The organism is Micromonospora sp. NPDC005205 (genome assembly GCF_040608275.1).
In the GTDB taxonomy this organism is placed as follows: Bacteria; Actinomycetota; Actinomycetes; order Mycobacteriales; family Micromonosporaceae; genus Micromonospora.
The window spans coordinates 283,982-306,477 of sequence record NZ_JBEXHV010000005.1 but is presented as its reverse complement, the minus strand read 5'-3'; the positions used below and the strand labels follow the sequence as shown (position 1 = coordinate 306,477).

The window sequence follows — 22,496 nt, the reverse complement described above, 5'->3', positions numbered from 1 at the left end:
TCTGCTTCTCAGGCCCGGTGACCGGCGGTCAGCGGCAGTGACCACACGTAGGCGAAGCCGGCACCCGCCTGGTGATCGAACTGGTCGCCGGCTTCGTAGGTGGCCATCGCCCGGCTGTAGCGGGAGTTCGGCGACGACCGACTGACCACCGTGCAGTTCCCCTTGAACAGGTCCACGGCGATCTCGCCGGTCACCGCGGGCTGAAGGGTCGCCACGAATCCGTCGAGGGCCCGACGCAGATCGCTGAACCAGTACCCGTAGTAGACGAGTTCGGCGTATCGCAGGGCGATGGACTGCTTGTGGTGCAGTGTTTCGCGGTCCAGCACCAGCGACTCCAACTCCGCGTGCGCGGCCATCAGCACCGTTGCCGCCGGCGCCTCGTAGATGCCCCGGGTCTTGAAACCGACGATCCGGCTCTCGGTGATGTCGATCCGACCGATGCCGTGCGGCGCCGCGAGCGCGTTGAGGCGGCCGACCAGAGCGCTCAGACCCAGCGACTCACCGTCGAGGCTCACCGGAACGCCCCCGGCGAAGCCGATCCGTACCCGGGTCGGCTCGTCCGGGGCCTGGCGAGGATCGCCGGTCAGCTGCCACGCGTCGGCCGGCGGCGGCTGGGCGACATCGTCGAGCTCGCCACACTCGATACTGGTCCCCCAGACGTTCGTGTCGATGCTGTAGGGCTTTTCCTTGCCGACAGGCACCGGGATGCCGTGCTTGTCGGCGTACGCCAGCTCGTCCTCGCGGGTCTTCAACTCCCAGTCGATCACCGGTGCCAGCACCCTCAGCGACGGGTCGAGCGCCGCCACACTGGTGAAGAAGCGGACCTGGTCATTGCCCTTGCCCGTGGCGCCGTGCGCTACCGCGTCCGCGCCGACGGCGTGCGCGATCTCGACCATCCGCTGTGCGATCAGGGGTCGGGACAGCGGCGCGGCCAGCAGGTACTTGTTCTCGTACCGGGCGTGTGCCTGGAGGGCGGGCAACGCGAAGTCGGTCAGGAACCGATCGGTCAGTGGCTCCGCCCGCACCTCGGACGCGCCGGTCCGCAGGGCGCGCTCGCGCACGTCCGGTACGGATTCGAGCTGCCCGATGTCGGCGCAGAAGGCGATCACCTCGGCGTCGTACCGGTCGCGCAGCCAGTGCAGCGCCACCGAGGTGTCCAGGCCACCGGAGTAGGCGAGAACGATCTTCATGACTGCTCCTGTTCAGGGTGGTCGTGCGCGAGTTCGTCGAGGACAGCGGCGAGTGTCTTGTCGATCGGGGCGCCGCCCGCCACGTCGTCGGCGCCGCGCAGCGTGCCGGCGCGGGCTGCGGCCAGGCCGTCGCGACGGGTACGGCTCCAGCTGCGGTGTGCTGTGGAACTGGTGCGCAGCTCCGCTGCGACGTCCCTCACGCTGGCGGTGGAGGTGCCACCACCACTGGTGTAGCCGTTCATGGCGTTCAGTGGCGCGAGCAGCTCACGGAGCACGTCCACGGCGACCGGATGGCCTTCGTCGGCCAGCATCGACGACACCAGCTCGAGGTCGCGCAGCGTCGCCTGCCGGCTGATCAGCTGACCGACCACCTTGCCGACGATGTGATGCGACTGGCGGAACGACACCCCGGCCGCCGACACGAGATAGTTGGCGAGCTCGGTGGCGGTCGAGAAGTTGTCCCAGCACAGCTCCTCGCCGCGCTGCGGGTCGAAGCGAAGAGTGCGGGTCTGGCTCTCCACCACGCGCAGGGTGGACAGGTACGAGTCGATGCTCTGCCACAGGAACGGCTTGTCCTCCTGGAGGTCGCAGCTGTACCCGAGCGTGACACCCTTGACCGCTGTCAGCAGTTGCATTAGTACTCCGGTGGCCCGGCCGGACCGTCCGCGTACCAGCTCGGCGACCACCGGGTTCTTCTTCTGCGGCATGATGGAGCTGCCCGTGGTGAAGGCGTCCCCCACCTCGCAGAGCCGGTACTCGTGACCGCTCCACATGACGATCTCCTCCGCCATGCGTGACAGGTTGTTGCTGCCGAGGGCGAAGGCCGCAGCCGCTTCGATCATGTGGTCGCGGGCGCTGGTGGCGTCCAGGGCGTGGCTGAGCACCCGGTCGAAGCCCAGGAGCTGTGCGGTCGCCTCGCGGTCGAGCGGGAATGAGGTGCCGGCGAGCGCGCAGGCTCCGAGCGGTGACTCGTTGACCCGACCGAAGGCGTCCCGCAGACGGCGCACATCACGCAGCAGCGCGCTGGCGTGTGCCGTCCGCCAGAAGGCGACGCTGATCGGCTGGGCGGCCTGGCTGTGGGTGTACCCCGGCAGCACCGTACGGAAATCCTGATCGGTGAGCTGCGTCAGCCGGTCGATCAGGTCGAGGTTGGCGTCGATCGCCTCGAGGAGGACGTCGCGGAGGTACATCCGGGCATCGGTGGACACCTGATCGTTGCGGGACCGGGCCGTGTGCATCCGGCCACCGACGTCCAGCCCCAACTCCTCGATGACCATCTGCTCGACGTTGAGGTGGACGTCCTCGTACTCGGCTCGCAGCGTGAGCGCGCCGTCTCGATGTTGCTGGTCCAGCTTGACCAACGTCGCGACGATGGATCGCGCCGCATCCTGCGGGACGATGCCCTGACGAGCCAGCAGCAGCACGTGTGCGATGTTCTGCCACAGGTCGTGTGGGATCAGCCGGACGTCGATGTCAACAGTGAGCGTGTAGTCGAGTACCTCGGGTGTGATGTCTTCCTCGAAGCGACCGCCCCAGAGCTTCTGGGTCATCGGACACGCCTTTCCGGGCCCGTCGGGACCTCATGTCGCAACGCCATGGCTTTTGTTTTTGCGCAGGCGTCATCCATTCCGCGGCCAATTGAGCGCAGAATTGTCGAACAATTGTTTTCTATTGAGGCGGTGCAGCCCGGCTCACCGGCCAGTGCGGATTGGGGCAGCGATTACCACAGGTCGACGACAAAGGCGACCGGGAAATGCCCCCGAACTTCGGGAGGAGGTCGCGTCGGATGCTCGTGGCTTTATGGCGACCGCCTATTTCCGTTTGTCACAACCCCGACATCTGGCGGGCCAACCCTCCATGCAGTCGACCAACACCCCCGGACCGAGTGGGAACCGGTACGGGCAATGGCGTCGACGAAAGCAGCGCTTCCGTCGAGCTGATCACTCTTTGTCTGATTTCAAACACCCCGCGTGTTGTTCACGTCTCTGAACTGCCGATATAGCCATGCCCCAGCCCGCACTGACCGTCCACGTGCGACCACACTATGTCAGGGGGCGTTGGGGCGGGTGCCCCTTCTCGCCATCTGGGAGCGATTCTCGATGTGGTGGAGACAACACCCCCGACGGTGTGCAGAAATTGACCGAAACATGCGCCGATCGCCAGCGGGGCCCGGCTTTGGTCGAACAACGAAGCTTCGAAATTGCGGCTATTGACATTGAGCGCGATGATGCCCAAAATGAGGGTTATCTGAGCAAGGTCGGCGTAGTAATGGCCCGCCATTGCCACCAGCCGCGTTCCTGTCGTACCGTGCTTGACGATCCCGCCGCTCTTCGCCGTACGCCGGCGTGTCTTGAGCTGCCCGGCCGGTCTTGCGGCACCGATACGCCGGGAGCGACACCAACCAGTCGGAAGAGCGGAAGCGAATGTCAGCGGAATTGAGCACGCAGACCTATTTCAGCCTCGACGTCTCCGAGGGCGTGGCCGTGGTGGAGTTCTCCGAGGGCCACCGGCACAACATGTGGTCGATGCCCCGGATGCGGGCGCTGACCGGGACGGTTCGCGAGCTCGACGCCCCGGACGTCCGTGCGGTCGTGCTGTTCAGCGGCGTCGACAGGTCCTTCGGCGTGGGGGGCGACTTCCACGAGACGTCGACGTTCCGAGGCGGCGACGAGGTTGATGAGTGGATCGATCACATCACCGACCTGTACGTCGCCTGTCTACAGCTCAACCGCCCACTGGTGGTGGCGATCGACGGCTTCGCGATCGGCATCGGCCTGCAGATCGCGCTCACCGCGGACTACCGGGTGGGCAGCGACCGGTGCGTGCTGAAGATGCCGGAGTTCCAGGTGGGCATCGCCTGCACCTTCGGTGGATACATGCTCGAACGGTCCGTGGGCCGCAGCGTCATGCAGCAGATGCTGATGTCCAGCGGGGACTGGTCGGCGGAGCGGAGCCTGCAGGACAAGTTGCTCCACGACGTGGTCCCGGTGGATCGGCTGTTGTCCGTCGCCGTGCAGCGGGCCCGGTCCTTCGCGGCCTACCCGACGGCCGGTTTCCGGAGCACCAAACCGTACCTCAACAGGGAATTCGTCGACGGGCTCGAACAGCTTCGAGTCATCGGCAAGCAGGCGCACCGCGCGGCATTCGCCGCCGGTGAGGCGCAGCGCAACATGCGACAGGTCATCGACAGCGGTCGGTGACGTCGCAGACCATCGACGCGGAAGGAACACCATCATGGCGGCCAGCAGGTGGGCGGCGGTCGGAAACTGCGATCTGACCCCTCTGAAACGGATAAGTCCCGCTGTCCACGTCGGTGACCTGAGAGTTCACACCAGCGGGTTGGCGGGTGACAACCCACGCACCACGCCGTTGGAGATCGATGTGCGGACGATGTCGGTCCGGTCCCCGAACGGCGGCGCCACACCCGCCACGACCGAGCCCGACAGGGCGCGGATCCTCGTCGACGAGGACCGCGTCGTCGTACGGACCACAGCGCTGAACGAGGATGCCGTCTACCTGGCGTTCAACCGGTCTCAGGGCAAGCTCGCCTACTTCACCGACCTGTTCCTGGCCCCGCTGATCCTGCCCGCGCTCGGTCTGCCCGTCGAGGTCCGCCCGGAGGGACCTCAGCCGCGCAGCGACGAGACCGCACTGCTGCACGTCAGCCGGGTACCGTTCGGCGCGGTACAGGAGGGCAGGCGGCTGCGCGACGGGTGGACCGTACGCACCGCACTGGCCGACGATCCCCTGCGGCATCTGCGTCGTCCCGGGCGTACCGACGCGCTGCAAGCCGGAGAGGATCAGGTCAGTGCCCTGCAGGAGCAGATTCGGTCGGTGACCCGAGACCGACCGCTCGACCGGTTCGCGACCCTCCTGTCCGGCGGCATCGACTCCGGCACTGTCACAGTGCTCGCCGCCTCGGAGGGGCTCGCCCTGACGCCGTACAGCGCCGGCACTCCCTGGGGTGACGAGTTCGACGACGCCGCGGAGCTGGGCGATCACCTGGGTCTCTCCGTGCGCCGGGTCGAGCTGTCCGAGGAACGCATCCTGGCTGCTGTACCGCAGGCCATCCGAGGGCTGGGTGTCACGGAGCCCGAGGTGGTGGAGGTCGCGCTGACCGCGACGGCGCTCTACGACGGGACCGAGATCCCGCCCGACGAGGTGCTGCTGACCGGATATGGGAGCGACCTCATCAACGCCGGCATCTACCGTCCGTTCAGCACGCCGGAGGAGCTGATCGATCAGACGATCGCGGCGATCCACCAGACCCGGTTCACCAACGAGTTGTCCAGCCGGCTGCCGTTGGCGTACGGCCGGGAAGTCCACCACCCGTTCTGGGCGTGGCCGGTGATCCAGGTGGCCCTGGACACGGCGCCGGACTGCAAGGTGCGCGACGGGAGGGAGAAGTTCCACCTTCGCCAGGCCATGAGCCGACGGGTGTCGCACGACATCGCCTGGCGTCGCAAGATCGCCGTTCATCACGGCGGCGGTCTGCAGCGAGGAGTCGTGAAGCGACTCGAGACCGATGCCCCCGGCGTCGACCGGGCCGCGATCTACCTTGCCTGTTTCCGCGAACTGGTGAATCTGGCGCAGGAAGGCTCGATCGACGACTGGGACCCACTTCAGGTGTACGAGCGCGGCATCGCCGACGCCCGGCGCTGACCACCCCGAAGCCCGCTGACCGCGGCCGCGTCACCCATCCCAATGCCACACCTCAGGAGATGACCTTGAGCCTCACCCCGTCAGGTCTCGGGCTGGTACTCGACCCCTCCCCCACGAACAATCTGGCGAGCGCCTGCCGCAGTGCCGCGACCCGGACCGGTGCGGCCCTCGTACGGGGGCTCGATCTCGACGAACCGGCCTTTCAACGCCTGGTGCATGAGCTCGGCGACACCGTTGAGCACAAGTTCGGCGAGGGCCGCGCCGACCTGCTCAAGTTGAACGCCTCAGCAGACGAGGGGAAAGTGGTCACCGGGCGCGGCCCACTCCCGCTGCACACCGACGGCATCCTGGTAGGAGAGCAGACGGATCTGATCGTCCTCTACGCCAGCGAGTTCCGCGACGAGCCTGGGTCCGGCGAGACGACGGTCTGTGACCAGTTGGCGGCGTGGGCCGAGATGCCGGACGACCTGCGGCAGACGATCGAGACCGTAGGGCTGGAGTATCTGGTCGAGGACCGGGGTTACTTCCCGACGGTCCCTGACGACTGGTACGAGATCCCCACCGTCCGCGACTACGGTCGGGTTCGGTCGCTGAACCTGACGTTGCCGTTCCCCGCCGGCGCCAACCATGGCTGGCAGGTACGGGTCAAAGGCGGCGACCAGACCACCACCGACACCTTCTTCACCCAGCTCAGTGACTTCCTGCACCGCCCCCGATTCCTCTACCAGCACCGCTGGCAGGTGGGCGACCTTCTCGTGATCGACAACCAGCGCACCCTGCACGGGCGCACCGCGATCGGTGCCGACGGCGTGCGGCTGCTTCTGCGCGGACAGGTCACTCTGAACACGGCGCGCCGGGATGATCTGCATGCTGCATGAGGCGTTCCAGGAGGTGGTTCGGACCCACCCGGACGGGGTGGCCGTGCAGGCAGTCGGCGGCGAGGAGCTCACGTACGCCCAGCTGAGTGACCTCGTCGACCGGGCGTCCGTCAACCTGCTCGGTGTCGGGGTGCAGCCCGGTCACCACGTCGCCACCCGTCTGCACAACGGCCCCGCGTACGTCGCGACCATTCTCGCCCTGGCTCGGCTCGGCGCGGTGCACCTGCCGATCAGTGTGCAGTCGGACCGGGATCGGCTCCGCTGGTCGCTGGCCCAGGTCCCGGTCCGATTCCTGATCCACGAGCAGCATGACGACCTGTTCGAGACCCCGGTCGACACCCTCGCCGTCAACACGCTCCTCGCCGAGCCCGCCCCGCGCACCGTCGAGGCGCTGCCGGTCGAGTCTCGGGCCGGCGTCTTCCGGTTGCTGGAGACCACCGGCTCCACCGGGATCCCCAAGCTCGTCGCCTGGCGTCAGGAAGACCTACTGGCCGACCGGCGGCAGTGGCTGTCCTATCTCCAGGTGACCGCTGAGGACGTCTTCCTCACCATGCATCCGTTGGATGTGGCCCATGGTGTCGATGTGCACATGTTTCCGGCGCTCCTGGCCGGCGCCCGGCTCGTGTTCTCCGACCCTGCCGCGCCGCCGGACCGGCTACTGAGCGCTCTCGCCGAATCGGGCACGACGATCTTCAGCGCCCTGCCACGCCACTATCAGCTGCTTGCCGACAGCAGCTCAACAGCTCTGCCGTCGCTGCGGCTCCCGCTCTGCGGCGGGGCCTATCTCAGCCCGGAGGTGATCACGCAGGCACGCCGACACCTCGGGATCCGGATCCGTCGCATCTACGGGTCGACCGAGTTCGGCATCGTCCTGGGCAACATGGACGACGTCGCGCAGGAGTCCCGCGGCATGTATCCACTACCAGGAGTCGAGGTGGCGCTGGAACCGCTCTCGGCGCAGACGCCGGCGCTCGGTGAGATCCTGGCCCGTTCGCCGCACACCAGCATCGGATACGAGGGCAACCCGGTCGAGACGGCACGTGCCTTCCGGGGCGGCTGGTACCGGACCGGCGACGTGGGCGAGCAGACGGAATCCGGCGAGTACCGCGTGCTGGGCCGGGTCGCCGACGTCCTGGCCACCACGTCGGGACGACCGATCTTCGCACCTCAGCTCGAAGGCGTGCTGGAAGCCGACGCGGCGGTGCGGGAGGCGGCGGTCGTGCCGTCGTCGGCGGCCGATGACGGGGCGGCTCCGCTGGTGGTGGTGACGCCGGCAGACGGAGCCCCGGCGTCGGACGTCGCCACCGCGGCGCGCCGCCTCCTGCGCGAGCACGGTGTGGCTGACCGGGTACGGGTGGTCGACGAGCTTCCGCACACGCCGGTCGGAAAGCTCGACAAACCAACCATCCTGCGACGGTGGGGCTGAGCAGCTCCTGGAAACTCCACCGCCGACGGGGTCGGGCTCGACTACTGCTGCTTGTCGGGCGTGGCCGGGCGGGCGCGGACGTGCAACCGCTCCCCCTGCGGGCCGAAGAGACTGAGGGCTTCGGCGGTGCCGGGGCCGGGGTTGAAGAACAGGTGCGGGACGCGGGTGTCGAACTCGGCCACCTCCCCCGGGGTCAGCGTCAGATCACGATCACCGAGCAGCAGGCGTAGCCGGCCGGAGAGCACGTAGAGCCACTCGTACCCCTCGTGGGCCTGCGGGATTCGGCCCCCGGCGGACGGGTCGGGCGGGAAGATCTGCTTGAACGCCTGGACGCCGCCCGGTCGGCGGGTCAGCGGCAGGTACGTCACGCCGTGGATGACGATCGGTTTGGGGCGTACCCGGGGGTCGCTGGTGGCGGGGGCGTCGACCAGTTCGTCCAGCGCCACCTGGTAGGCCCTCGCCAGCGGAAGCAGTAACTCCAGGGTGGCGCGACGGCTACCGGACTCCAGCCGGGACAGGGTGCTCACCGAGATGCCGGTCAGCTCGGCGAGCTGGGTCAGCGTGGTCCCACGTTGGTGACGCAGGGCACGCAGCCGGGGGCCGACGGCCGCCAGCGCGGCGTTGTCCTCGTTTGCCATAACGGCAAGGATAGTTGCCACCTTGCCGACGGCGACGGATGGTGGGCGCAGCCGACAGAGCAAGAGGGAGATACCGGTGGACGAGACATACGACGTGGTGGTGGTGGGCGGCGGCGCCGCAGGGCTCAGCGGAGCCCTGGCGCTGAGCCGGGCCCGACGGTCGGTACTGGTGATCGACTCCGGTGAGCCGCGCAACGCGCCGGCCGACCGGGTGCACAACTACCTGGGCCGGGAGGGGACGCCGCCGGGCGAGCTGCTCGCCATCGGACGGGCCGAGGTGTCCGGGTACGGCGGACAGTTCCGCACCGGACGGGTGCAGGCCGCGACCCGGGACGACGACGGGTTCCGGCTCAGCCTGGACGGCGGGGGTTCGGTACGGGCCCGCCGGCTGCTGGTGACCACCGGACTGACCGACGAACTGCCCGACGTGCCCGGCCTCGCCCAGCGATGGGGTCGCGACGTGCTGCACTGCCCGTACTGCCACGGCTGGGAGGTTCGGGACCGCCGGATCGGCGTCCTGGCGACCAGCCCGTTGAGCGTGCACCAGGCCGAGATGTGGCGACAGTGGAGCCCCAGCGTGCTGCTCCTCCTGCACGACGCGCCGGCGCCCGACGCGGAGACCGCCGAGCGGCTCGCCGCCCGCAGCATCGCGGTGGTGCCCGGCCCGGTCGCCGCCGTGGAGGTGACCGACGACGCGCTGACCGGTGTACGGCTCGCCGACGGCCGGGTGGTGGCGCTCGACGCGATCGTGGTGGCGACCCGGCTGACTCCCCGCTCCGATGTGCTGGTGGGGTTGGGTCTGGCCCCGGAGGAGGTGACGATGGGCGAGCACGTCATCGGCGCCCAGATCCCGACCGACGCCACCGGCGCGACGACTGTCCCGGGCGTCTGGGTGGCGGGCAACGTGGCCGACATCCGCGGTCAGGTGATCACGTCCGCCGGGGCCGGCCTGACCGCGGCGGCGGCGATCAACGCCGATCTCATCGCCGAGGAGACCCGCGAAGCGGTGGCCGCGTACCGGCAGTTGGTGGCCACGACGTTCGAGGAACCGGCGTGGGAGGAGCGCTACCAGTCCCGCCCTTCGGTCTGGAGTGGCCGGCCGAACCCGCAACTGGTCGCCGAGGTCACCGACCTGGCCCCGGGGCGCGCCCTGGACGTGGGCAGCGGCGAGGGTGCCGACGCGGTGTGGTTGGCCGGGCGCGGCTGGCAGGTGACGGCGGTGGACATCTCCACCACGGCGTTGAGCCGGGCCGCCGCGCACGCCGAGACCGCGGGCGTGCGCGACCGGATCGAGTTCACCCACGCCGACCTACGGGACAAGCCGCCCACCGAGGAGGCGTACGACCTGGTGTCCGCGCAGTTCATGCACCTGCCGCCGGAAGAGCGGCGGGAGTTGTTCGGCCGGCTGGCCGCCGCGGTGGCACCCGGCGGGGTCCTGCTGATCGTCGGGCACCACCCCTCGGATCTGTGGGGGTCGGCGCACCGGATGCACATGCCGGACATGATGTACACCGCGCAGGACGTGGCCGCCGATCTGGAACCGGCCCACTGGGAGGTACTGGCGGCCGAGGAACGCTCCCGCCTCGCCACCAACCAGAACGGTGAGGACATCACCCTCCACGACGCGGTCCTGGTCGCCCGCCGACGCTGACCTCGCGCGCGCGTCGCCGTGCGGTCACCACGTCGACCTGCGTCGATCATGGAGTGGTGCGGGATGACAAAGGGTGGTGGAGCGCCACCTTTCCGGCAGCATGAGTCCATGGTCGGCGCGGGAACGGGGCAACGCGGGACGGCAACGTGAGAGGTGGTGGGGCAGGACTTCGCATGAGGTCCGGTCAGCGGTAGCGTTGCGCCACACTGACGGCCCGTGGGGCAGGCGATCGCCGACCCTGACGCCCCGATCGTACGGAGGATGGTGCATGTCCATCGGCGCTGAGCCGCACGCAGCACGCGACGATGCGGCCTCCCGGCCGAGCTTCGAGCTCGCCCTTCGCGGATACGACAAACGCCAGGTGGACCGGCACCTGGAGCAGCTCGACGGCCAGATCGCGATGCTGAGCGGAGAGCACGGGCGCTCCGCCGTCCGCGTCCGTGAACTGACCGCCGAGGTGCAGCGACTGCGCGCCGAACTGGCCGAGCTTCAGGAGCAACCTGTGCAGGTGGACCGCGCCTCGTTCCACGATCTGGGCCCGATGGTCGGCGAGATCATGGCGCTCGCCGAGAAGCAGGCCGGCATCATCACCGAGTCGGCCACCGACCGGGCCAACGAGCTGCGCAGCGAGTCCGAACGGATCCTCGCCGACACCCGTGAGCGGGCCGCGCAGGCACGTCAGGACCTGTCGGAGGAGTTGGCCGCGCGGCGGGCCGAGCAGGAGCAGGCGCACGAGGAGCGGCGCGCCCACGCCGAGGCCGAGTTGACAGCGATCCGCGAGCACGCCGAGCAGTTGCGGGCCGACGGTGAGGCCGCGCACGAGCGCGCCCAGCACGAGGCCAAGCGGATCACCGAGCAGAGCGCGCAGCAGCTCAACCAGACCAGGGTCGCCGCCGACGCGCTGATGAAGTCGGCCCGTACCCAGATCCAGCAGGAACTCCAGTCGGCCCGCTCCAAGCACCAGCAGGAGATGGCCCAGTGGCAGGCCAGCGTGGAGCGAGAGGTCAACGAACGGCGTACCGCCGCCGAGCAGGACATCGCCGAACAGCAGGCCGCCGCCGAGCAGGAGCTGGCCGAGCAGCGCAGCGCGACCGAGCAGCAGATAGCCGCGCTGCTCGCCGAGGCGCAGCAGCACGTGACCGAGCTGCGCAACCGCGCCGACGAGCAGGCCGCCAGCCATCAGCAGCAGCTCGCCGCCCTGCAGAAGGAGCTTGAGGAGCGCCGGCAGGAGGCCGCCGACCTGAACGCGGAGCTGGACACCGGCCGTCAGCAGCTCGCCGAGATCCGCCAGGAGGGCGAGACGCTGGAGAACGAGCTGTCCCGGATGCAGCAGCGACTCAGTGAGGTCCGTCGGGACCTGACCGCCGAGAGCGCCCGGTTGGACGAGGCCCGGCGGGCTGGCGACTCCGCCGAGCGGCACGCCAAGGAGGTCCGCGCCCGCGTGCAGCGGGAGGCGAAGCGGGTGGCCGACCTCGCCGCCGCCGCGGTCATGGCCGCGGCAGCCGGCGGTACGGAGACCGCCGAGTACCCGATGGTGGGCTCCCGCTCCAGCGCCGACCGACCCGCCCCGGAGCGCGTCGAGCGGCTCACCGTCGACCGCGTCGACCGGTACTCCGCGGAGCGCCCGACAGTGGACGATGCGGACACCGATCGCGCCACTGCCGACCGCGCCCCGCTCAACGCCACACCTGCCGATCGGGGCTCTGCAGAGAACGGCTACGCCGACCTGACCCCGGTGGAACAGGCCAGTGGCGACCAGGCCCCGGCCGAGCACGCGAACGGCGACCGGGCACCGGTGGAGCAGGCAGACGACGCGCACGCTGCGGCGGTCGCGGAGGAGTCGACGACGTCCGACCGTACGGCGGCCCGGGAGGTCAGCGCCGACGACGCCGAGCGGACCTTCCCTCGGCACATCGGCACCGACGCACCGACGCCCGTGCCGTTCCTGGCCTTCGGGCAGCCGGTCAGCGAAAATGGCGCCGCCCGGCACTGACCTCAGCAGCGGTTGCACCCGGGCCCGGAGCGGATCCGCACGGGCCCGGGCCGAGCGTCCGGCCGATCAGCCACTCACGAGGGAGACGGGGCGGACCGAGCGAGGTACCTCCGCAGCTCGGCGACCTCCTCGTCGGTGACGGTGGGGGCGAAGTCGAGGTATTCGCTGGGATAGATGGCGGTGCCGGAGCCGGTCACCGTGACGAACCAGGCGCCCTCGTGGCCGAACCAGTGCGCCTGTCCGACCTTGCCGAGGTCGACCAGGTCGTCCGGCGCGGCGGATTCGCCTGCCGAGATGATGCGCACCCACTGCCCGTCGCGCCCATACGGAGGCTGAGGGATCACCATGTCCAGGTACTCCTCGTCGACCCGCTCCGCCGTCACCCCGTACAGCCGAGCGGCACCCTCGCGTGCCACAGTGCGCACCTTCCTCAGACTGCCGGTGGCGCCGACCAGCACCTCCCCGTCAGGTCCGTCGACCAGCACCGCGTACGAGCGATCCGGCTCGTGGCGAACCCGTGCACGGAACCGCGGCGGGATGTCAGGCATCCAGCAATGATCCCCCACCTGGCTCGCCACGTGGGTACGCCGACGAAGCTCATGGACGATGGCTGACCAGCGGTGATCAAGTGATGAAAAGTAGCTCGTAGGAGGTTCGGAGACCTACTTTTCATCACCTGATCAAGGAACGGGTGATGGCTCGGGCGGATTCTGCGAGGAACCGGGTCGCCTCGCAGGTCGGAGCTGGCAGGCTGGGCTGGCCGCCGCGCACCAGCGGTGGCCGCCGGCCCGACCGGTGACCGAGAGGAGCGCCCGGTGACCGACCAACCGGAGGAGTTCGACCTGCTCGTCGTCGGTGGCGGCAAGGCCGGCAAGACGTTGAGCATGGACGTGGCCCGATCCGGCCAGCGGGTCGCCATGGTCGAGCGCGGCATGATCGGCGGCAGTTGCATCAACGTCGCGTGCATCCCGACGAAGGCGCTGGTGACCAGCGCGCGGGCCGCCCGTCAGCTGCGGGACGCGTCGGCGCTCGGCCTGACAGTGGAGGGCGGCCGGGTCGACATCGACCTGTTGCGCGCGCACAAGCAGGACGTGGTGGAGGGGATGGTCGCCGCCAACCGGCAGCAGTTCCTCGACTCCGGTCTGCACCTGGTGATCGGCGAGGCCCGGTTCGTCGGCCCACGAACCGTACGGGTGACACTCGCCGACGGCGGCGAACGACTGCTGCGCGGCAGCGACGTGGTGATCAACACGGGCACCCGCCCCCATCTGCCGTCGGTGCCCGGGATGACCGAGGCCGGGGTGCTCACCAGCGACGAGTTGCTGCGCCTGGACCGGCTGCCGGCCCGGCTGGTGGTGCTCGGCGGCGGCACCGTCGGGGTGGAGTTCGCGCAGATGTTCGCGTTGTTCGGCAGCGCGGTGACACTGGTCGAGGGTGGTCCACGGCTGCTCACCCGCGAGGACCCCGACGTCAGCGACGCGGTGATGCGCGTCTTCCTCGATGATGGCATCGACGTACGGGTGGGTGTGGCTGTCGCGCGCGTCGACCGGGAGGCCGACGGCTCGCTCCGGGTGACGCTGGACGACGGCAGCGTGGTGATCGGGGACGACGTGCTGGTGGCGGCCGGGCGGGAACCGGTCACCGACGGGCTCGGCCTGGACGTGGCCGGCGTACGGCTCAGCGAGCGGGGCTTCGTGGACGTCGACGAGCACCTGCGTACCAGCGCCGAGCGCACCTGGGCGGCCGGGGACGTCGCCGGGAGCCCGCAGTTCACCCACGTCTCGTTGGACGACTACCGGATCATCCGGGCGAACCTCGCGGGAGGCCAACGCAGCACCGCCGACCGGCTGATCCCGTACACCGTCTTCACCACCCCGGAGCTGGCGCGGGTCGGTCTGACCGAGACCGAGGCGCGCCGCGCCGGGTACGACATCCAGGTCGCCCACCTCCCGGTCGCCGCCATCCCCCGGGCACGCACCCTGCGACAGACCCAGGGCATGTGGAAGGCGGTCATCGACACCAGCAGCGATCGGATCCTCGGTGCGTCGTTGCTCGGTGCCGAGGCTGGTGAGGTGATCACCTCGGTGCAGCTGGCCATGCTCGCCGGAATGCCGTGGACCGCCCTGCGGGACGCGGTCATCACCCACCCGACCATGACCGAGGGTCTCAACCTGCTCTTCGCCTCGCTGGTGTCCAGCCCGGTCCGCTGAGCGCCGCAGGGCCCGCCCAGGCGACCGCTACCCGGCGATCTCGTCGCGTACCCGTTGTTGGAAGGCGCGGGCCTGCGCCCCGGTGGGCGGTGGCCCGCCGTGGCGTGCGGCGACCGCCTGACGGATCACCTCGGCCCGGTCGTCGGCGTCGATCAGCCGTTGGCCGGCGGCCACCTTCGCCAACCAGACGCCGTCGCGGTGGCGCACCAGTGAGCGGCAGGCGCCGAGTACGGCGTCCTCAGTGCCGGGCGCGGGTTGGTCGGCCGGCGGGGTGGGCAGGGCGAGCCACCAGGACAGCGCCTCGATGAGCAGCCGGCGCAGGTCGGCCGGGGCGAGGTCGGCGAAGGCCTCCCCCGCCGGTGGCCCGAGCAGTGGGAGTCCACTCTGGTGCAGGATGCTGCGGTCGAGGCCGTACCAGAATCGGCCGTCGGTGACCGGGCGGTCGGCGGGGTCGAGGGTGCGGCGGAACGGCATGGCGACCCCGGTGTTGAGTTCGACCTCGAAACCGGGGTCGGGGGTGCCGGAGGCGGCAACCGCGCGGTCGTAGACGACCAACTCCAGCCCGCGTGCGGGGCAGGGCAGCGCGTCGTGCCGCAGCCGGGCGACCAACGTCTGCTTGACGGTGCGGGTGAGCGGCCCGGCGCTGAGCAGCGCCACGTCCACGTCGCTGCGGCCGGGCTGGTACGCCCCGAGCCCCACCGAGCCGGCCGCGTACGCGCCGACCAGGTCGGCGCCGAGCACGTCCCGGGCGGTGCTGACGAGGTCGTCGAGGTAGCGCTGAAGATCGGAGTCCACGGGGCATGATGGCGCACGGGTCGGAGCCGGGTGGGATCACCCCGCGTAGAGCAGCAGCAGACCGGCGACGGTGTACGCGACCATCAGTGCCAGCAGGGGTAGTTGGCCGGCCACCGCCCGGGCCCGGGGGAACAGGTACAGCGCGCGGTCGTGGGCGAGCAGCGTGCCGAGCAGGTGCCCGAGGATGATGACGGTGATCTGGACGCTCGCCACCCCGGAGGGCGTGATCAGCGCGGTCTGCGGCTCCCAGCCGACGGTGCCGAGCCAGTTGGCGCCGGTGCCCAGGGGGTCGGAGAGCAACGCGACGGTGCGCTGGCCCTCCAGGATCAGCAGCGAGTAGTAGTGCGCCACCACGTACCCCACCGCGATCGGAACGATGGAGTGGGCGATCTCGCCCGGCACCTGACGGGCATCGGTCGCTGCGGCGCGACCGATCCGCGCCGCGGCGCCGGTCGCGGCGAGGTACGCCACCGCGACGGCGGCGATGACGAGGCTCAGACCGGCGCTGCCGGTGACCGCCGGGTGCAGGCCGTTCTCCTGGCTGAAGCGCAACCAGCCCGGCGCGTTGGAGAGGCTGTCGTACATGGTCGAGCCGAGCAGCACGATCACCACGGCGACCAGCCCGGGGCGGGGTCGCAGGCCGGCGATCCCGTCGAGCGGGTTACGCCAGACCAGCACGCCGTCGGCGGCCCGGCCGAGCGGGGCGAGGTGACCGATCACTGTGCTGTACGCCTCGAACGGGTCGGCGTGGTCGAACCAGCCGGCGCCGAACAGCACGGCACCGGCCAGCAGGACCACCGCGTACCCGGTCAGCCAGGCGGTGATGACCGGCAGGGTGGCCCGGTCGGGGGCGACCAGTTCCAGCCAGACGAACCCGAACACTGTGGCGGCGGCCGGCCACCAACCGACGCTGTCGGGCAGCTCACGGAGCCCACGGTTGGGGTCGCGCCGCGCCGCCAGCGCCGCGAGCAGGTGCACGGTGCGCAGCGGGTTGACCGCCCGCCAGATCGGACCGAGCAGCAGCGACAGCGGGGCCAGCCCGACCCAGAGCAGCACGTAGAGCGCGCCGGCGGTCGGGTTGTCAGCGGTGTCGGGCCCGCCCAGCAGACCGAGGCAGAACCAGGCGGCGGCGAGCAGGCCGAGCCCGCGCAGCGCCCACCGGAATGCAGGCGCGTCGACGAGTCGGGCGAGCCACCGCGGCACCGGGCGACCGCCGGTGGCGTCCCGGTCGAGCCGGGGTTCGCGCCAGAGCAGGCCCAGCGCCACGAACGTGACGACGAGGGTCAGCGCGGCGGCGACGACGAGCTGCGGCAGGGTGATCGGTAGGTCCTGACGACCACCGACGCCGTGTGCCAGCAGCGTGGGAGCGGCCGTCATGTCGTTCAGCGGACGACGAGCTGGAAGAGCACCAGCTCGGACTCGTGCGTCTCCACCTCGAACAGCCCGGTCTTGTCGGCGCGGAACTCCACCGAGCCGGGCGTGCCGGCCGGCAGCCGGGCGCCCAGGTCGTAGCCGTGCACGTGCAGCTCGTCGGCGACGTCGGAGGTGACGGTGATCCGGACCGACTGCCCCTTACTGACGGTGACCCGTCCGGTCGGCGGGTCGACCCGCTTCTTCGCGATCGTGACGGTGATCTGTTGGTCCACCGCCGCGGTGCTGGCGGAAGCGCTGGGGGTGCTGGCCGCCGTCGGGGTCGGCCCGGTGGAGGTGGCGCTCGACGGGGCGACGGACGTGGGTGCCGCCGAGGGGGCGGCCACGGAGGGGTCGTCGTCCTGCCCGCAACCGGCGAGGAGCAGGGCGCCGAGGGTGGCGGCGGCGAGGGCGGCGGCGGTCCGGGCAGCGGGGGTACGGACGAACACGGGCGGACTCCGAACGACGCGAGGGGGACGGGTGTCGGGTTGATCGTCGGGGAGGAGAACTCTACGTCTTGTTCGGTGCCGGGGAAATGACCATGATGAACGAATGCGATCGAAGCTCGTCACTGTGCGTAAGGCTCTCAGCCGTGTCGTGGCGGCGCTGGCGGCGACCCTGGTGGTGTCGCTGCTGCTGCCGGTCGCCCCGGCGTCCGCGCACGGTCAGCTGGCGACCTCCACGCCTCTGAAGGGCACTGTCGTCCGCGAGCCGCTGACCCAGTTGGCGTTGTACTTCACCGAGAAGCCGGCGTCCAACGCGCACTTCGCCATCAGCGGTCCGGACGGGTCGCGAGTGGACAACGGGTGGTCCTACGGCGAGCCGAAGCGCCTGGACAAGCCGGTCACCGAGTACTTCATGGTCAACGGCGTGTTCGAGCCACGGCTCTACCACACCGGCTTCCCGGCCATGGTCACCGTTGCGCACTGGCCGGCGAAGGGCCGCTACACCGCGAGCTACCTCTCGGTCGCCTCGGACGGTGAGGCGGTGCGGGGCGAGGTGACCTTCGACTACCAGGGCCCAGGCACTGCGGCCCCGGCCGGCTGGTCCGCGCCCACGGCGGGGCCGGATCCGGCGCTGCTCGCCCAGGCCGAGGGCGAGGGCTCGACCAGTTCCGGGGCCACCGGCAGCCCGATCGCCCCTACCGGCGCTGCGACGGGCGACCCGGCCGGCGCCGCGAAGGAGCAGGGGGACGGCGGGTTCCCGGCCTGGTTGGTCCCGGCCCTGATCGTCGTGGTGGTCTCCGCGATCGTGCTGGTGGCGGCCCGCCGTCGACCCGCCATGCCGGGGGCCACCACGCGAAGCGGCCGGCCGGCCGGCTCGGCAGGCAAGGGCGGCACCCCGGGCCGCAAGGCCGCCACCCCGGCCCGCAATCCCGTCGATCGATCCGGCCCGGCCCGGCGCGGACGGCGGTAGGCCGGCGGCCCGGCCCGGCACGTGGCAGTGGGTGTCAGGGCCGAGCCGTCTCCCAGTGCGCCGGACGGCCGCCCGCCCCGCCCAACCACGTCGACAGCGGCCCCTGGTGCCGTCCCACGGATCGGCGCATGGCATTGACCAGGGCCAGTTGCGCCCGGGTCGGGGCCACCATCGCCTGCTCGAACTGATCCTGCGACAGCGGCGCGGTTGTCGTGTCCACTCCCGTGGCGACGTCCAGGAGTCGCTGCACCGCGTGGCCGAAGGCGTCGATCTCGGCGGTGACCGCGCTCGGGGCGACGAGGCTGGCTGACATCAGCGCGGCGCTCCACACCCCCCAGTCGTAGTCCCACCCCGTGCGTCCCAGGTGCGCGCGCCGCAGGATCATCGTGAACGTGGCGTACTCCCGCAGCAGGTCCTGGTAGGCCACGAGTTGCCGGTCCCGTAGCCAGTGTCGGTCCTGTGCACTGCGGGTGAGCATCCCGCCGACGACAACGCCGACGGTCGCCGAGAGCGCGCCGCCGAGCGTCGTGACAGCGACTTCCAGCAACGCCATGACACCTCCGTGGTGACCGTCGAGTCCGAGCATCGATGATCGCCGGCCTCGTCGTCAACGGAGGAGAAGGGCGTGGACCGCTTTGTCGACGGCCAGTGGCGGGCCGTCGGCGGCACCGCTGACTGCCCGGCGGCAGGCCGATCGGCCAGACATTCTTCGCGTAACATGGCGAACTTTCGCATGGACATCGGTAACTTTTGATGCATCGGAGCGAAGCCATGGACAGTCCAATCGAAACCCCTTAATGTTCCGAGCCATCCACCCGGTGTTTCCGCAACGTCACTCGTCGGCGTCGAGGACGTTACGGAGCCGGGCCGACGGTCATCCTCACCGCTGATCCACGCCGACCGTCGGACACTCCACTGCCTCCTGGAGGAACGATGGGCACACGCCTGCTACGCCGACTCCACCATCCCGTCCTGGGTGCGCTGGCACTCGTCCTCACCGCCGGCCTCTGGGCCGCCCCCGCCAACGCCGCCCCCGCACAGGAACCTGGCGTCACGCTGCGCGTCTTCGACGTGCAGGTGCCGCTGTCCGAGTTGTGCACCCTCAAGCCCGCCCAGACCCCGAACGTGGACAAGCTGATGTCCACCATCAACTGGACCTCGGCGGCCGACTTCGGCTTCGAGGACAACTTCGTCTCGCAGGTGCTCGGCAACATCACCACCGCCCAGGCCGGCAGCTACACCTTCCGGCTCAGCAGCGACGATGGCTCCAAGCTGTCGATCGACAACGCCGTCGTGATCAACCACGACGGCCTGCACGGCGCGACCCCGCCCAAGGAGGGCACTGTCACCCTCACCGCCGGCCTGCACCCGCTGCGCATCGACCACTTCGAGCGTGGCGGCGGGCAGCAGATCACCCTGGAGTGGAAGACGCCCGGTTCGTCGACCTTCGTTGTCGTACCGAACTCGGCGCTGAGCACCGAGGCCGGTGTGGTCCGGGTGACCGCACCCGGACGCAAGGAGTGCGAGGGCGTCTCCGACACCCCCGGTGACGGCCTGCCGCTCACCGGCGTGCACCCCGGCTACACGCTGACCAACCTGCGGCCCAGCGGCTTCCAGCCGAAGGTCACCGGCATGGACTGGCTGGCCGACGGCCGACTGGTCATCAGCACCTGGGGCGGCAGCGACCAGTCCGGCACCTCCCAGGACGGCGAGGTCTGGATCCTCGGCAACACCGGCGGATCGACGAGCCCGGGAAACGTGACCACCAAGAAGATCGCCGGCGGCCTCAAGGAACCGATGGGGCTCAAGGTCGTCGACGGGGTGGTCTACGTGACCGAGAAGCAGCGGTTGACCCGGCTGGTGAACACCGGCGGTGACGAGGCGGCCGAGCGCCTGGAGACCGTCGCCACCTGGCCGTACGGCGGCAATTTCCACGAGTTCGCGTTCGGCCTGCTCTACCAGGACGGGTTCTTCTATCTGAACCTGTCGGTGTCGATCAACTCCGGCGGCGCCACCACCAACCCGCAACCCGCCACCAACCGCGGCACCACCCTCAAGGTCAACAAGGACACCGGCGCGGTCAGTTACGTCGCCGGCGGCCTGCGTACGCCACACGGCATCGGCTGGGGCCCGGAGGGCGGCATCTTCGTCACCGACAACCAGGGTGGCTGGCTGCCCTCGTCGAAGCTGGTGCACGTCAAGCAGGGCCGGTTCTTCAACCACTTCACGACCCCGGCGGGTCCGTTCGACACCGCACCGGTCACGCAGCCGGTGCTCTGGATGCCGCAGAACGAGATCGCCAACTCGCCCAGCACGCCGCTCTACCTGACCAGCGGTCGCTACGCCGGCCAGTTCGTCATCGGTGACGTGACCTACGGCGGCCTGCAACGGGCGAACGTGGAGAAGGTCAACGGCGAGTACCAGGGCGCGTTGTTCCGGCTCACCCAGGGCCTGGAGGCGGGCGTCTCCGAGGTCAACGTCGGCCCGGACGGCGCGATCTACGTCGGCGGGCTCGGCGCGGGCGGCAACTGGGGCCAGACCGGCAAGCTCTCGTACGGCCTGCAGAAGCTCACCCCGAACACCGCCACCACGTTCGAGATGCTCGCGATGCGCGCCACCACGACCGGCTTCGAGGTGGAGTACACCGAGCCGGTGTCGACGGCGACCGCCGCCGAGCTGGCCGCGCGCTACAAGCTCAAGCAGTGGCGGTACGTGGCGACGTCGAGCTACGGCGGTCCGAAGATCGACGAGGAGACCCTGACCGTCACCTCGGCGACCCTCTCGGCGGACGGCAAGAAGGTCAGTCTCACGGTGCCCGGCCGCAAGGCCGGCCGGGTGGTGCACCTGCGTTCCCCGCGCCCGTTCACCTCGACCAGCGGCCAGTCACTGTGGAGCACCGAGGCCTGGTACACGCTCAACTCCATCCCGGGCAGTCCCCCGCCGCCGACCGGCGGCACCATCACCGGCGTCGGCGGCAAGTGCCTGGACGTCGACAACGCGGGCACCGCCGACGGCACGAAGATCCAGCTCTGGACCTGCAACGGCACCACAGCGCAGTCGTGGACGAAGGTCGGCGACACGTACCGGGTGCTGGGCAAGTGCCTGGACGTGGACAACGGCGGCACCGCCAACGGCACGAAGGTTCAGCTCTGGACCTGCAACGGCACCGCCGCGCAGGTCTGGCAGCCACAGGCCGACGGGTCGATCCGCAACCCGCAGTCGGGCAAGGTCCTGGAGGCCGCCGGCGGTAGCAGCGCCGACCGCACCCAGATCCAGCTCGGCACGTACGCGGGCGGCGCACACCAGAAGTGGGTGGTCAGTAGCGGGGTAACCGGCTGACCTCGGACGAGGGGCGCGGTCTGACCGGCGGGTCAGGCCGCGCCCCGCCCGTCCACCGGCGCGAAGATCTCCGCTCAGCGGAACAGCACCGGCCGGTTCCCCCGGGCGCCGACGAGGTGGCCCCTGATGTTGATGTCCTCGATCGAGTCGGTCTCCCACACGCCCCGGGTGGTCAGGTCTGTCATCGACCCGTTGCGCCAGAGGAACGGGTGCCACGCAGCGGTGGTGGTGCTCTGGCCCACCACCTCACCCCGGTCGTTGATCGCGGTGGCGCGGCTCCAGTCGCCACCGAGCGTGCCGAGGGGGACGCTCCTCGGATCGGAGCGGCGACGACCCGGCGGACGGGCGCGGGGCAACCGCCACTGCGCGTTCGATCGGTAACGCACAGTAGATCCGGTGTCGTGGCGGCACGCCAGGGACCGAACGGTCACCGACGCATGAGGCGCGCGTCGGTCAGGGGCCGTGCGGCAGCGGCTGCGCCAGTGCCCGCAGGTCCGCCGGGAGTTGGGCCAGGGCGTCCTCGAACTCCCGGTGCCCGACCACCCGGTGCATCGTCTGGAGCACCGCCCGGGTGCCCCGCTCGGCGGCCGGACGGTCGATCCCGGCGCGGTCGGCGACTCGGCTCAGGAACTCGTCGTAGCCGAAGGTCTCCGGCGGCTCGGCGGCCTTGACCAGCAGTGGGCTCAGCTCGTCGGCCAGGTGGGGGGCCAACGCGCCCGCCTCCCCGCCGCTGAGCCGCTCGGTGAGGGTCCGCAGGACCGCCTCGGTGAGCGGGCGTGCCTGCTCCGGCGGGAGACCCGCCCGTGCCGCAACCTTGTCGACGAACGCCAGCTCGGCCATGCCCCCGCCCTTCGCTCTCGGAAACGCGTGGCTACCCGGGCCCACCGG

Annotated in this window: 19 protein-coding genes; 9 read left to right on the top strand and 10 right to left on the bottom strand. The window is 70.3% G+C overall.

Annotated elements, in window-relative coordinates; translation table 11 throughout:
* Nucleotides 1-8: 8 nt before the first annotated feature.
* Nucleotides 9-1,190 (bottom strand): argininosuccinate synthase, encoded by a 1,182-nt coding sequence (locus ABZU43_RS13010; protein WP_355006717.1) that lies wholly within the window; start codon nucleotides 1,188-1,190, stop codon nucleotides 9-11.
* Nucleotides 1,187-2,740 carry an argininosuccinate lyase gene (argH, locus tag ABZU43_RS13005; protein ID WP_355006716.1) on the bottom strand — a complete coding sequence of 518 codons (1,554 nt, stop codon included), beginning with the start codon at nucleotides 2,738-2,740 and terminating at the stop codon, nucleotides 1,187-1,189. Before argH ends, ABZU43_RS13010 begins: the two co-directional genes overlap by 4 nt.
* Nucleotides 2,741-3,613: 873 nt before the next feature.
* Here argH and ABZU43_RS13000 point away from each other — a divergent pair.
* The 4 genes from ABZU43_RS13000 to ABZU43_RS12985 all read left to right on the top strand — a co-directional run bounded on the left by ABZU43_RS13000 (nucleotide 3,614) and on the right by ABZU43_RS12985 (nucleotide 8,156).
* A complete protein-coding gene (locus ABZU43_RS13000; protein ID WP_355006715.1) occupies nucleotides 3,614-4,390 on the top strand; it encodes an enoyl-CoA hydratase/isomerase family protein in 777 nt (258 codons plus the stop codon).
* Between the two features lie 190 nt (nucleotides 4,391-4,580).
* On the top strand, nucleotides 4,581-5,852 hold the full coding sequence (locus ABZU43_RS12995; protein WP_355006714.1) for an asparagine synthase-related protein: 1,272 nt from the start codon (nucleotides 4,581-4,583) through the stop codon (nucleotides 5,850-5,852).
* A 59-nt stretch (nucleotides 5,853-5,911) separates the two neighbouring features.
* Nucleotides 5,912-6,730, top strand: a complete 819-nt coding sequence (locus ABZU43_RS12990; protein ID WP_355006713.1) for a TauD/TfdA family dioxygenase — start codon at nucleotides 5,912-5,914, stop codon at nucleotides 6,728-6,730.
* Nucleotides 6,720-8,156, top strand: a complete 1,437-nt coding sequence (locus ABZU43_RS12985; RefSeq protein WP_355006712.1) for a class I adenylate-forming enzyme family protein — start codon at nucleotides 6,720-6,722, stop codon at nucleotides 8,154-8,156. Before ABZU43_RS12990 ends, ABZU43_RS12985 begins: the two co-directional genes overlap by 11 nt.
* A 41-nt stretch (nucleotides 8,157-8,197) precedes the next feature.
* Here the strand turns inward: ABZU43_RS12985 and ABZU43_RS12980 are convergent, their stop codons facing one another.
* Nucleotides 8,198-8,794 carry a helix-turn-helix domain-containing protein gene (locus tag ABZU43_RS12980; RefSeq protein ID WP_355006711.1) on the bottom strand — a complete coding sequence of 199 codons (597 nt, stop codon included), beginning with the start codon at nucleotides 8,792-8,794 and terminating at the stop codon, nucleotides 8,198-8,200.
* Nucleotides 8,795-8,870: 76 nt separating this feature from the next.
* On the opposite strand from ABZU43_RS12980, the gene ABZU43_RS12975 reads away from it, so the two are divergent.
* Both ABZU43_RS12975 and ABZU43_RS12970 read left to right on the top strand, forming a co-directional pair.
* Complete coding sequence (locus ABZU43_RS12975; RefSeq protein ID WP_355006710.1) at nucleotides 8,871-10,445, top strand: bifunctional NAD(P)/FAD-dependent oxidoreductase/class I SAM-dependent methyltransferase; 1,575 nt, start codon at nucleotides 8,871-8,873, stop codon at nucleotides 10,443-10,445.
* Between the two features lie 268 nt (nucleotides 10,446-10,713).
* Nucleotides 10,714-12,438 carry a hypothetical protein gene (locus ABZU43_RS12970; RefSeq protein WP_355006709.1) on the top strand — a complete coding sequence of 575 codons (1,725 nt, stop codon included), beginning with the start codon at nucleotides 10,714-10,716 and terminating at the stop codon, nucleotides 12,436-12,438.
* A gap of 74 nt (nucleotides 12,439-12,512) precedes the next feature.
* Here ABZU43_RS12970 and ABZU43_RS12965 read toward each other — a convergent pair whose 3' ends face one another.
* On the bottom strand, nucleotides 12,513-12,986 hold the full coding sequence (locus tag ABZU43_RS12965; RefSeq protein WP_355006708.1) for a hypothetical protein: 474 nt from the start codon (nucleotides 12,984-12,986) through the stop codon (nucleotides 12,513-12,515).
* A 267-nt stretch (nucleotides 12,987-13,253) separates the two neighbouring features.
* Here ABZU43_RS12965 and ABZU43_RS12960 point away from each other — a divergent pair, with 267 nt between their 5' ends.
* On the top strand, nucleotides 13,254-14,648 hold the full coding sequence (locus tag ABZU43_RS12960) for an FAD-dependent oxidoreductase (RefSeq protein WP_355006707.1): 1,395 nt from the start codon (nucleotides 13,254-13,256) through the stop codon (nucleotides 14,646-14,648).
* 27 nt (nucleotides 14,649-14,675) lie between these two features.
* Here the strand turns inward: ABZU43_RS12960 and ABZU43_RS12955 are convergent, their stop codons facing one another.
* From ABZU43_RS12955 to ABZU43_RS12945, 3 genes are read right to left on the bottom strand one after another with little or no spacing between them, the layout of a single operon-like run.
* On the bottom strand, nucleotides 14,676-15,443 hold the full coding sequence (locus tag ABZU43_RS12955; RefSeq protein WP_355006706.1) for a nucleotidyltransferase domain-containing protein: 768 nt from the start codon (nucleotides 15,441-15,443) through the stop codon (nucleotides 14,676-14,678).
* Nucleotides 15,444-15,479: 36 nt separating this feature from the next.
* The gene (locus tag ABZU43_RS12950) at nucleotides 15,480-16,820 is read right to left on the bottom strand and encodes a hypothetical protein (protein ID WP_355006705.1); all 1,341 of its coding nucleotides are present in this window, start codon (nucleotides 16,818-16,820) and stop codon (nucleotides 15,480-15,482) included.
* 5 nt (nucleotides 16,821-16,825) lie between these two features.
* Nucleotides 16,826-17,302: a hypothetical protein gene (locus ABZU43_RS12945; protein ID WP_355006704.1), complete on the bottom strand. Its 477-nt coding sequence runs from the start codon at nucleotides 17,300-17,302 to the stop codon at nucleotides 16,826-16,828.
* Nucleotides 17,303-17,405: 103 nt separating this feature from the next.
* Here ABZU43_RS12945 and ABZU43_RS12940 point away from each other — a divergent pair, with 103 nt between their 5' ends.
* A complete protein-coding gene (locus ABZU43_RS12940) occupies nucleotides 17,406-18,269 on the top strand; it encodes a copper resistance protein CopC (RefSeq protein ID WP_355006703.1) in 864 nt (287 codons plus the stop codon).
* A gap of 34 nt (nucleotides 18,270-18,303) precedes the next feature.
* On the opposite strand, the gene ABZU43_RS12935 is transcribed toward ABZU43_RS12940, so the two are convergent.
* Complete coding sequence (locus ABZU43_RS12935; protein ID WP_355006702.1) at nucleotides 18,304-18,822, bottom strand: hypothetical protein; 519 nt, start codon at nucleotides 18,820-18,822, stop codon at nucleotides 18,304-18,306.
* A 380-nt stretch (nucleotides 18,823-19,202) separates the two neighbouring features.
* Between ABZU43_RS12935 and ABZU43_RS12930 the strand changes: the two genes are divergently transcribed.
* Entirely contained in the window at nucleotides 19,203-21,608 is a 2,406-nt protein-coding gene (locus ABZU43_RS12930; RefSeq protein ID WP_355006701.1) for a ricin-type beta-trefoil lectin domain protein, read from the top strand.
* A gap of 74 nt (nucleotides 21,609-21,682) precedes the next feature.
* Here ABZU43_RS12930 and ABZU43_RS12925 read toward each other — a convergent pair whose 3' ends face one another.
* Nucleotides 21,683-21,994 (bottom strand): hypothetical protein, encoded by a 312-nt coding sequence (locus ABZU43_RS12925; protein ID WP_355006700.1) that lies wholly within the window; start codon nucleotides 21,992-21,994, stop codon nucleotides 21,683-21,685.
* Between the two features lie 67 nt (nucleotides 21,995-22,061).
* Complete coding sequence (locus ABZU43_RS12920; RefSeq protein WP_088989254.1) at nucleotides 22,062-22,448, bottom strand: DUF2267 domain-containing protein; 387 nt, start codon at nucleotides 22,446-22,448, stop codon at nucleotides 22,062-22,064.
* Nucleotides 22,449-22,496: the final 48 nt, after the last annotated feature.